Source organism: Limnobaculum eriocheiris (assembly GCF_021010575.1).
Taxonomy (GTDB): domain Bacteria; phylum Pseudomonadota; class Gammaproteobacteria; order Enterobacterales; family Enterobacteriaceae; genus Limnobaculum; species Limnobaculum eriocheiris.
Window position 1 is genome coordinate 19,593 of record NZ_JAJNAG010000003.1, and the last position, 12,465, is coordinate 32,057.

Annotated in this window: 1 protein-coding gene; it reads left to right on the forward strand. The window is 49.6% G+C overall.

Annotated elements, in window-relative coordinates; all coding sequences use genetic code 11:
* The first annotated feature begins 44 nt into the window (after nt 1-44).
* Nucleotides 45-12,440: an Ig-like domain-containing protein gene (locus LPW36_RS02325; protein WP_230607891.1), complete on the forward strand. Its 12,396-nt coding sequence runs from the start codon at nt 45-47 to the stop codon at nt 12,438-12,440.
* Nucleotides 12,441-12,465: the final 25 nt, after the last annotated feature.

Consider the following 12,465-nt stretch of genomic DNA (forward strand, 5'->3'; position numbering starts at 1 on the left):
CGCTTCTCTTAGGGGAAATTAGGGATTCAAGGAGTTATTTAAATATGAATGCGAATGCTAGTTTGTTGGTTAATTCAGGAAGTGGTCCTTCTCAGATAGTATCTCTGAATGCGGGAAAACCCATCAAGATAAAAATTCAGGCAGGTACAAAATATCTTCTTAAAAATCAGAGCGACAATTTTGCTCCGGAAAACGTTACGCTTCAGCGTAACGGGGACGATCTGTATGTAATTCTGGAAGGTGATACCAGCCCGGCAATAGTTATTGAGGATTACTATCTATCCGGTGATAACACGCCATTATTAGGTATGGCGGAAGATGGTCAGATTTATGCCTATGTGGTGACTGATGGCTCCGGTTTGGGCGATGGTTATCTGTTTAACGACGGCAGCTTTGCCCCCGTTGCACTTGGTGGTATGCCAATGGGCGATGGTGCTTATCTGTTTGAGAATACTGAAACCAATGATTCTGGCCTGTTAGCATTATGGCCATGGTTTTTGGGAGCCGCTGTTATCGGTGGAATTGTTGGTAATGCTATCTATGAGCATAACAAAGATAATGATTCATCACCGTCACCACAACCTGCTTCGGTACCAACACTCAGTGGTGCAACGGATGTGACTGGCAATATTACCGGCCCAATCACTTATGGTTCTGTTACTGATGAAACCAAGCCGACTATATACGGTACCGGCGAAGCCGGTAATATCATCACTATCTATGATAACGGCATAGCAATTGGCTCTGCCGTTGTTGGTTCTGACGGTAACTGGAGTTTCTCGCCAGAAACTGCGTTAAGTGATGGTTCTCATGAAATTACTATTACCCAAACCAACCCTGATGGTCAAACCAGCGAACAGTCTAATGATTTCACTTTTATTGTAGATTCTGTAGCGCCAAATAAACCTCTTTTTGAGGTATCAGATGATGTCGGAGCTATTACCGGCACTATCGCTAACGGAGCCACGACAGATGATGCTCGCCCTGAGATCACTGGCAAAGGTGAAGCTGGTAGCACTATTACTATTTTTATTGATGGTAAAGAAGCAGGTAAAACTGCTGTTGGTGAGGATGGCACCTGGAGCTGGACGCCAACTGCCGATCTGGCAGATGGTCATTATCAGATTACCGTAACGGAAACGGATATCGCGGGCAATACCAGCGCGACTTCTCCGACTTTTGATTTCAATGTGGATGTTTCTGCGCCAGATAAGCCACCACGTCTTGAGGCCTACGATGATGTAGGGATTCGGGTTGGCCTTATTGAGAATGGTAGTAAGACAGATGACGCTCGTCCAGAATTTAAGGGTTGGGGTGAAGTCGGTAACATTGTCATTATTTATGATAATAGTGATGGTTCTGGTGAAAAAGAGCTTGGCCGTACAACGGTTAATGCTGACGGTACCTGGAGTTGGACACCTGATTTTGATTTAGCCCAAGGCAATCATAGCATTACTTATACTCAAACGGATAAAGCGGGTGGCGTGAGTGCGCTTTCCGATTCGCGCGACTTTGTTGTTGATACAACACCACCAGCGAAACCTGGCATTGGTGACATTATTGATAAGACCGGTGACAACACCGGCTCTATCACCGACGGTGGCATTACTGACGAAACGAAACCGGAGATTAACGGTAAGGGTGAGCCGGGCAGCACCATCACCATTACCGATAACGGCGAAGTGATTGGTACCGTCATTGTGGATGAAAAAGGCAACTGGACCTTTACCCCGGACGAAGAGCTGGGCGAAGGCGATCACAGCCTGGTGATCACCGAAACCGATGAAGCGGGTAACACCAGCGAACCGTCTGACCCTATTGACTTTGTGGTGGATACCACGCCGCCGGCTAAACCTGGTATTGGCGACATTATTGATAAGACCGGTGACAAGACCGGCTCTATTACCGACGGCGGCAGTACTGACGAAACGAAGCCGGAGATTAACGGTAAGGGTGATCCGGGCAGCACCATCACCATTACCGATAACGGCGAAGTGATTGGTACCGTCATCGTGGATGAAAAAGGCAACTGGACCTTTACCCCGGACGAAGAGCTGGGCGAAGGCGATCACAGCCTGGTGATCACCGAAACCGATGAAGCGGGTAACACCAGCGAACCGTCTGACCCTATTGACTTTGTGGTGGATACCACGCCGCCGGCTAAACCTGGTATTGGCGACATTATTGATAAGACCGGTGACAAGACCGGCTCTATCACCGACGGCGGCATTACTGACGAAACGAAACCGGAGATTAACGGTAAGGGTGAACCGGGTAGCACCATCACCATTACCGATAACGGCGAAGTGATTGGTACTGTCATCGTGGATGAAAAAGGCAACTGGACCTTTACCCCGGACGAAGAGCTGGGCGAAGGCGATCACAGTCTGGTGATCACCGAAACCGATGAAGCGGGTAACACCAGCGAACCGTCTGACCCTATTGACTTTGTGGTGGATACCACGCCGCCGGCTAAACCTGGTATTGGCGACATTATTGATAAGACCGGTGACAAGACCGGCTCTATCACCGACGGCGGCATTACTGACGAAACGAAACCGGAGATTAACGGTAAGGGTGAGCCGGGCAGCACCATCACCATTACCGATAACGGCGAAGTGATTGGTACTGTCATCGTGGATGAAAAAGGCAACTGGACCTTTACCCCGGACGAAGAGCTGGGCGAAGGCGATCACAGTCTGGTGATCACCGAAACCGATGAAGCGGGTAACACCAGCGAACCGTCTGACCCTATTGACTTTGTGGTGGATACCACGCCGCCGGCTAAACCTGGCATTGGCGACATTATTGATAAGACCGGTGACAAGACCGGCTCTATCACCGACGGTGGCATTACTGACGAAACGAAGCCGGAGATTAACGGTAAGGGTGAGCCGGGCAGCACCATCACCATCACCGATAACGGCGAAGTGATTGGTACCGTCATCGTGGATGAAAAAGGCAACTGGACCTTTACCCCGGACGAAGAGCTGGGCGAAGGCGATCACAGTCTGGTGATCACCGAAACCGATGAAGCGGGCAACACCAGCGAACCGTCTGAATCCATTGACTTTGTGGTGGATACCACGCCACCGGCTAAACCTGGCATTGATAGCGTTATCGACAATCAGGGAGATATCACTGGTTCAATTTCTAACGGCAGTGAAACCGATGACACAACACCAACTTTTTCTGGCGAAGGAGAGCCGGGAAATATCATCACGGTTATCGACGGCGGCAAAGTTATTGGTACCGCCATCATTGATGAGAATGGTGCATGGACCTTTACACCAGAAACTCCACTGGAAGAAGGCAAACACAATATTACTGTGACTGAAACCGATAAAGCGGGCAATACCAGTGAGCCTTCTGATGGTTTTGAGTTTGTGGTGGATACTACGGCACCAGACTCAGCAAATTTATCTATCACAGGTGTACTTGATAACTATGGTGAAATCACCGGTAACATCACCAATGGCGGTGCTACGGATGATAGCCGTCCGACTATTCAGGGCACTGGTACCGCGGGTGACACTATTATTCTGTATGTGAATGATGGCACCGGCAATCATGAAATTGGCCGGGGCATCGTTGACGCTAACGGTAAATGGAATATCCAACCAGCAACCCCATTACTACCTGGCAGCAACCAGTTCACTGTGGTGGAAGTGGATACGGCTGGCAATAAAACTGATCCAAGTAATCAGTACACCGTGACACTGGATGTTTCTCGCCCAAGTGAGCCAGTGATTGTTAACGTGCTGGATAACGCAGGAGACATAATTGGTCCATTGCAAAAAGGCGATGTGACTGATGATAACAAACCAGCTATTACGGGTACCGCGGAAGCAGGTTATACCATACGTATTTACGATGGGGTAACTCTGTTAGGTTCGACAATTGCTGACAATAAGGGGGTCTGGACATTCACCCCGAATACTGCACTGGCAGACGGCAAGCACGGTATTACCGCAACGGCCACCAGCCCTGTCGGTCAAACCAGTGATAAGACCGGTATCTTCGACTTTGAAATAGATACTAAAGCACCGAACGCTGTTGAAAATCTGGTGGTAACTGACAACGTCGGTGATTATCAGGGAGTGCTGAAAAACGGTGATACCAGTGATGACAACACCCCAACGTTCAGTGGTAAGGCGGAAGTAGGCAGCACCGTTACTATCTATGCGGATGGTAAAGTGCTGGGTACGGCGAAAGTTGATAATGAAGGTAAGTGGACTTTTACACCGGATTCGGCACTGGCTGACGGGGATTATAAGTTCACCACCACCGTGACTGATAAAGCGGGTAACGTCAATCCAGACGGTCCTAGTCTGTCAATTACTATTGATACGTCTAACTATTCGGTCAGTATTACTACATTAATCGATGATTTTGGTACTATTACCGGCAATATCAGTGCTAATGGTGTCACTGATGATACTAAACCAGAAATCATTGGTCAGGGTAAGCCCGGCGCCACCATCAAGGTATACGATGGTAGTACGTTATTGGGCGAAACCACAGTTAAAGCCAATGGTAACTGGAGCTTCACGCCATCCGATGCACTGAAGGATGGAACACACAGCATTACAGTCACTATGACCGATAAAGCCGGTAACCTGACAGGGCCAACGGCAGCGTTTGACTTTACTGTTGATACTATCGCACCAGCCATGCCAGTTATCGACTCCGCAATTGATGACGTAGGTAGTAAGCAAAGTTCATTAGCCAGTGGCAGCATAACCGATGATTCTACACCAACCCTGAAAGGCTCTGCGGAGAAAGGCAGCGTTGTGACCGTATATGACGGTAACGTGATGTTGGGAACAGTGATTGCGGATAGCTCCACAGGAGCATGGAACTTCACGCCAGCTACCCCAATTAGTGAAGGTGAACACAAGTTCCATGTTACCGCTACCGATGCCGCAGGTAATACGAGTAAGCCATCGGCCGATTTTATCATTATTACTGACTATACTCGTCCGGATAGCAGCAAGCTGTCCATCACCGGCGTGGACGATCAGGTGGGGGTATATACCGGTAACGTGAAGCCGGGTGAGACCACCGACGATACCCAGCCGACCATCAGCGGTACCGGTACGGCCGGGGATACCATCATTGTCTACGTTAAAGACAGTACCGGTAATCATGAAATTGGCCGCACCACCGTGAACAGTGAAGGCAAGTGGACCCTGCGTCCGGCTTCCCCGCTGGTCAAGGGCACCAATGAGTTCACCGCGGTGGAAGTCGATCCGGTGGGTAACTCCACCGATCCAAGCGCCTCTTATACCGTTAACATTGATTTTAGTAAGCCACAGCCGCCGGTGATTGAAACGGTGGAAGATAACGTGGGCACCATCACCGCACCGCTGCAAAAAGGCGATGTGACCGATGATAATACGCCGACCCTGAAGGGTACCGCGGTACCAAACGGTATCGTCACCATCTATAACAACGATGTGAAGATAGGCACGGCCCGGGTTGATAAAGACGGTAACTGGAGCTTTACTCCGGAGAGCGCGCTGGCGGACGGTAAGTACAACATTACGGCCGATGCCACCAATACCGTGGGCCAGACCAGTGAGAAGACCGGTATCTTTGACTTTACCGTCGATACCACACCTCCGGGCGCGGTGGAGAACCTGCTGATCAGCGATAACGTGGGGGCTTATCAGGGGGCGCTGAAAGACAGCGATACCACCGACGATAATACCCCGACCTTCAGCGGTAAGGCGGAAGCGGGCGGCATCGTGTCGGTCTACAGCGACGGCAACCTGCTGGGTACCGCCAAAGTGGCGGCAGACGGCAGCTGGAGCTTTACCCCAAGCACGCCGCTACCGGACGGCAGCTATAAGTTTACCACCACGGTGACGGATAAGGCGGGGAACACCGGCGCAGCCACACCGGTGGTGAACATTACTATCAACACCGAAAGCGTTACCGTCAGCCTGGATACGCTGGTGGATAACGTGGGCGACATTGTCGGCAAGGTCACACCAAACGGCGTGACGGACGATACCCGCCCGGAAATCACCGGTACCGGTAAAGCGGGCAGCATTATCAAAGTGTATGATGGCGCCACCCTGCTGGGCTCCACTACGGTGAATGCGGACAAGAGCTGGAGTTTCACCCCGACCACCGATTTAGGTCAGGGCAAGCACAGCATTACCGCCACCGCCACCGACCTGTCCGGCAACACCAGCGATCCGACCTCGGCGTTTGAGTTTACCGTCGACACGGTGGCACCGGCTCAGCCAACCATCGAGTCGGCAAAAGACGACGTGGGCTCCATTCAGAATGACCTGCTAAACGGCGCGGCGACCGACGATCCGACACCGACCCTGACCGGTAAGGCGGAGAAGGGCAGCATTGTGAAGGTGTACGACGGCGATGCGCTGCTGGGCTCCGTGGTGGCCGATGCCACCACCGGCCAGTGGACCTTTACCCCAACCTCACCGCTGCAGGAAGGGGTGCACAAGTTCCACGTCACCTCCACGGATGCAGCGGGCAACGTCAGCCTGCCATCGTCAGACTTTGTGCTGATTATGGACTTCACCGGCCCGGATAGCAGCAAGCTGTCCATCACCGGCGTGGATGACCAGGTTGGTGCGATGACAGGTAATGTTAAAGATGGTGAGTTTACTGACGATACTCGTCCAACTATCCAGGGTACTGGTACCTCGGGTGACAAGGTCTATGTTTATGTATCCCATGATTCCGGTGCGAATGTACTGATAGGTACGGCAATCGTTAAAGATAACGGCACCTGGAGCCTGCGCCCTGAAGATGCTCTGAAAGAGGGCAGCAATAAATTTACTGCTTATGAGCGCGATCCGGTAGGTAATGAAGCTGGACCTAGTAACGCGTATACCATTACTGTGGATGGTACTCCGGTGGTTGTTCCAACGCTGGATAAAGTTATCGATGATGTGGGTATTGTTACCGGAAATCTGAAGAGCGGTGATGTCACTGATGATACTAAGCCCGTCTTTGAAGGTACAGCATCGGCAGGCTGCACGATCAGGATATATGACGGTGCCACTCTGTTGGGCAGCACGATGACAGATGCCAGCGGTAAGTGGACTTTTGAACCATCAACGGCACTGAAAGATGGTACACACAACATTACATTCACTGCCACTTCACCAATCGGTCAGGTCAGTGATCCAAGTAGTGTGTTTGTACTGGAAGTAGATACTAAGGTACCAAGCCCAGTAGAAAGCTTGTTAATTACCGATAATGTCGGTGGTTATCAGGGGCCTCTGAGTAACGGCGATACTACTGATGATAGTACTCCAACCTTCAGTGGCAAGGCGGAAGCTGGCAGCGTTGTAACCATCTACAACAATGGAGTCGCTATTGGCTCTGCGGCTGTTAGTGAAGGTGGAACCTGGTCGTTTACTCCGAGTACCGATTTACCAGACGGCAACTATAAGTTCACTACTACAGTTACCGATAAAGCGGGCAATATTGGTGATCCAACGGCTGTTGTCAATATCACTATAGATACCAGCACGTTGAGTGCTGATATTAGTAAACTGATTGATGATACGGGAACGGTGACCGGTGATATCCAGGCCAACGGTATTACTGATGATTTACGTCCGGAAATCGTGGGTACCAGCAGCAAGCCCGGCAGCATCATTACGGTATATATTGATGGTGTGAATCAGGGCACTGCAACGGTGAAAGCTGATGGTAGCTGGAGCTTTACGCCAACTACCGATTTGGGACAGGGCGATCATAAAGTTACGATCACGGCGAAAGATGCCGCAGGCAATGTAACGCCAATGAGTCCGGAGTTTGCCTTCACTATCGACAGCATTCCTCCGAGTGTTCCGACTATTGAGAAGGCCGTGGATAACGTTGGTACTATCACTGGTGATCTGAAAACTGGCGATAGTACAGACGATAACACACCAACTCTGTACGGCAACGCTGAGAAAGGCAGCATTATCACTATCTATGATGAGAATGATAAACCGCTGGGTAGCGTGGTGGTGAATGACCAGGGTAAATGGGTCTATGAGCTACCGGTGCAAGCAGACGGTCGTCATGATTATTATGTTATTGCCTCCGATGCTGCAGGTAATAAGAGTAACCCAACATCTGACTTTACGTTGACGATTGACACTCAGGGACCAATGGGTGGTGAACTGAAGATCGACAAAATCATCGATAACGTTGGCATCATCACTGGCGATCTGGCTTCTGGTGGAAAAACCGATGATAGCCGTCCGGAGCTGAAAGGTGTCGGCCATGAAATTGGCAATACCATTATTATCTATGCGGAAGATGAACTCGGTGTTAAACGTCAAGTGGGTAGTACGACAGTAGGTGCCAATAATGTCTGGAGCCATGAGTTGATTCTGTCCAGTGCGCTGGCTGATGGTACCTACAAATTTACTGTGGTTGAGGTAGATGCTGTGGGTAATGCCACGGCACCAAGTAATGAATTTATCGTTACGGTAGATACCTCAGTATCTGATGCGAAAATCACTATTACGGGGATTTCTGAAGATAGCGGAAGTGTTAACTCCGACTTTATTACCAACGATAACACCCTGTTGATAAACGGTACGTTAGATAAAACGTTGCTGGCAGATGAGTGGGTAGAAATCACGCTGGATGGAGGTAATACCTGGACACGAGCAGCATCAGTAACCGGTACTAACTGGACCGTTGATCTGCAAGGCACAGTACTACCTGATGGTAATTATACTATTCAGGCTCGTGTAGTGGATGATGTTGGCAACATTGGTAATAAAGCCTCTCATGACATGACTGTCGTTACGGTAGGTCGTGATATGGAAGGTCTGAATACGACGATGAAGCTCTCTACGGATACCAGCAATGGATTGGTGAGTGGTCAGCTGTTCAGCCAAAGTGCGACGTTAACTAACGATGACATGGTCACCCGTGACCGTAATGTGACGCTTAGTGGTACGCTGAGTGCTGCGTTGAAATCTGGCGAATATCTACAAATCTCACTGGATAATGGTTCTACATGGCACAACGTTGCCATGGCTGGTAACACCTGGAGTTATGAGTTACCGGAAGTCTCGGCTAACACGACATATAACATCAAACTTCAGGCGATTGATAATGTTGGTAATGTGGGTATTAACACTGGATTCACTAACGATTATAAAGTGACCATTGATTTGACGATACCGGATAGCATTCGGGAAGCACCGGATGTCGCTGAGGTCGTTAACTCTAAGGATAGCTTCACTTTCGACAGTAGTCGTTACGGTGCAGTAGAAGCAGGAGCCATTGTTTCGCTGATAAGTGATGTAAACAGTAACGGTACTTATCAGGAGGGGCTGGACCAGGTATTAGGCTTTGCCAAAGCCAATGCTGATGGCACCTGGTCACTAAATACTACATTGCCGGCCGGCGCACATAACCTGGCATTTATGGTATGGGATAATGCAGGTAACCACTCCAGCCTGAGTAAAACCACCAGCGTTGGTGTGACTGACGGAGCGGGTTCTCTGTTAGTTGAGCAGAGCTGGGGAGGAACAGTGAATCCTGGGCTTGGGCTTAACTCTGCTGCAGTGACCATTAGTCAGAATGGGTCATGGTCATTCTTCCAGGCCGCTGCTGGTACTTCTGGTGCGACTACAGCGAATGCTGGTCGGGTGTATACAGCAACCACCCGTGAAAACTATGAATCTACCTATCTGGCTCAACCAAGTAACGTTACTGATGCTAGTTATGAACGTTACATTAACTCGGCAGTATTTGCTGATATTAACCGCGATGGTTATAGCGATGTGATGTCACAGGTCAGTTCTTATGGGAATGGTGGGCTTACTGCTTACTGGATGCAGAATGCAGATGGTAGTTATACGGCAAGATCAGTAAATCAGGGATCTCTCAACCACTTAGGTGGATTAGTGGCTTACGATCGCCATGGTGATGGTTATCTGGACTTTGTGCTGGCGGATTCCGAGGCAGACTCCATATCCTTCCTGAAAAATGAAGGTGGAGCGTTGAGTTACGAGTATGTGGCTGGTTTCTATAATGGTCACCCGGGCGGTGCTCTTCCAATCAACCTGAGTGTGATGCACGAAGTGGGTGCAGTGGATATCGATAACAACGGTACAATTGATATTACTGCACACATTAACTACAACGGAGCGGGTGTTGGCGTAGGTAACCTTTCTCGTGGTCTGGGTATTTTGTACAACCAGACAACAGGTACCAGCAAAACTAATTTTGGTAGTGTTGGTTACTATGCCAACGTGTTTAGAGATGATGGACATCAGGATGCTGGTAATCTGTCGATTTCCATGACTTATGCGGACTATAACGGCGATGGTTGGTTGGATCTATTCCTGAGCCGTGGTTCGAAAAACTCGGTTAACAGTAATGAAAACCGCATCTACCTGAATGATGGTACCGGTAAGCTGAAAACAGCAGATGCTCAGGCTCTGTGGTTTGGCGATAGTATTGACGGCGGTACTTCACTGGCGGTGGACTGGAACCATGATGGCAAGATCGACATTATCGAAGTTCCACGTTCTGGTGTAAACGGCAGTCCAATGTTGTATACCAACAACGGTACTGGTACCTGGGGGGCTAACTCAGTTAGCCTGACAGGCACTAAGACATTCAGCAACCTGACCGGTGCAGTAGCGCTTGATTATGACTGGGATGGTTCAATGGACCTAGTGCTGTATCGCGGTGGTTCGCTTTCCAATGTGGTGAGTAGCGCCAGTGCTGCACCAACATTGCTGGTGAAAAATACCAACATCGCGGCGGATGGTTCCAGCCTGCAGGTCCGTATTGTTGACGGTTTCGGTATCAACACCTTCTACAGTAATACTGTCAAGCTGTACAACTCTGCTGGTGAACTGGTGGCGACACAGCTGATTAATCCTCAGGCATCTGGTTCCAGTAACAGTATGGGGCTGGTTAGCTTCTTTGGATTAGATCCAAACGAAGTGTACTCAGTACAATTGCTGCGTATTACCAACGGTGTAGAAAACCACGTTGGCGCAACCTCCAGCATCGGTGGTTATACCAACGGTACAGTGAATGCAACTTGGGGTGGTCTGACAACGAATAAGTCTCACGATTCCTATGTATTAACGGCAGAAAATACCGATGCTGTTAATGATACAGTAGGAGCGGGTGGTATTATCGGTACCGGTTATAACGATACTTTCTTCAGTTCCGCGGGTAACGACACTTACTCTGGTAGTGGTGGTTGGGACCTGATTGTGAGCGGAAAGGCCGTATGGAGCGAAACCGGTGGGTTGGATATTGTTGACTATAGACATGCTACTTCAGCGGTGACTGCTAACCTGAGAACGGGTGCCGCAACAGGACACGGTACTGACACTCTGGTCAGTATTGAAGGCTTAGTTGGTACGGCTTATGGAGATACTTTCACTGATAACGCAGCTAACAACCATTTTGAAGGCGGTGGTGGTGATGACACTTTCTACCTGACTAATGGTGGTAACGACAGACTGGTGTATAGAGTCCATGCAGGTAAGGAAGGTGACGGAACCGGAGGCACCGGTAAGGATACTATCTATAGCTTCAAAGTAGGTAATCTATTGACTGATAAAAATGCAGATCTGATTGACCTGAGCGATCTGCTGAATTATTCCGGTCCACTATCCTGCTTTGTGGATGGCGGCAAGATGACGCTGGATTACGCCTCACTGGGCATACTGGACTATTTAAAAGTAGAGCAAGTGGGTAGCGATACTGTAATCAGCATTGACCGTGATGGTAAAGGTGGTGCTTATGGCTTCCAGCAGTTAATCACGCTGAAAGGTGTGAATATCGATCTGGAGACATTGCTGGCCAACAACCAGATCGAAGTGGGTGATGATAGCTTGACGACCAAGTCATCAACGACGAAGTCACTATTGTCGATTACCCAGATGTTTACTGAGGGTCATGACATCATGTTTGGTACCGGGCAGGAAGACATTCTGCTGGGTGGTCTTGGCGACGATACCTTTATCGGTATGGGTAAAGGGGATCAGGTCAAGGGCGGTGACGGTAACGACATCATCAAAGTTATCTCTACAGACTTTTCCTCAATTTCAGGTGACGCGGGTATCGATACTCTGGTTCTGGATACCAAAGGCGATCTATTCGACCTGAGTGCGCTGAAAGACAAACTGAGCTCAGTGGAAATCTTCGATATGGGGCATGGTAGCAATACCCTGAACGTATCGCTGGAGGATGTCCTGCGCCTGGGGTCAGAGGAGCTGGCAATTAACGGTGGTAACAAAGCGATTGTGGTCAACGGTGATGCCGGTAGCACTTTACAGCTAAACAGTGCTGACGGTCAGTGGACTATGTCGCAAAGCAATTATCAGTATCAGGGTAACACCTATAACGTCTGGACTATGGGCACCTCAGGAGTCGAGGTGCTGGTCGAGAACACGGTGAACCCGGTCATCCTGTAATGGCTTAACCGAAGGACTGCCGCAA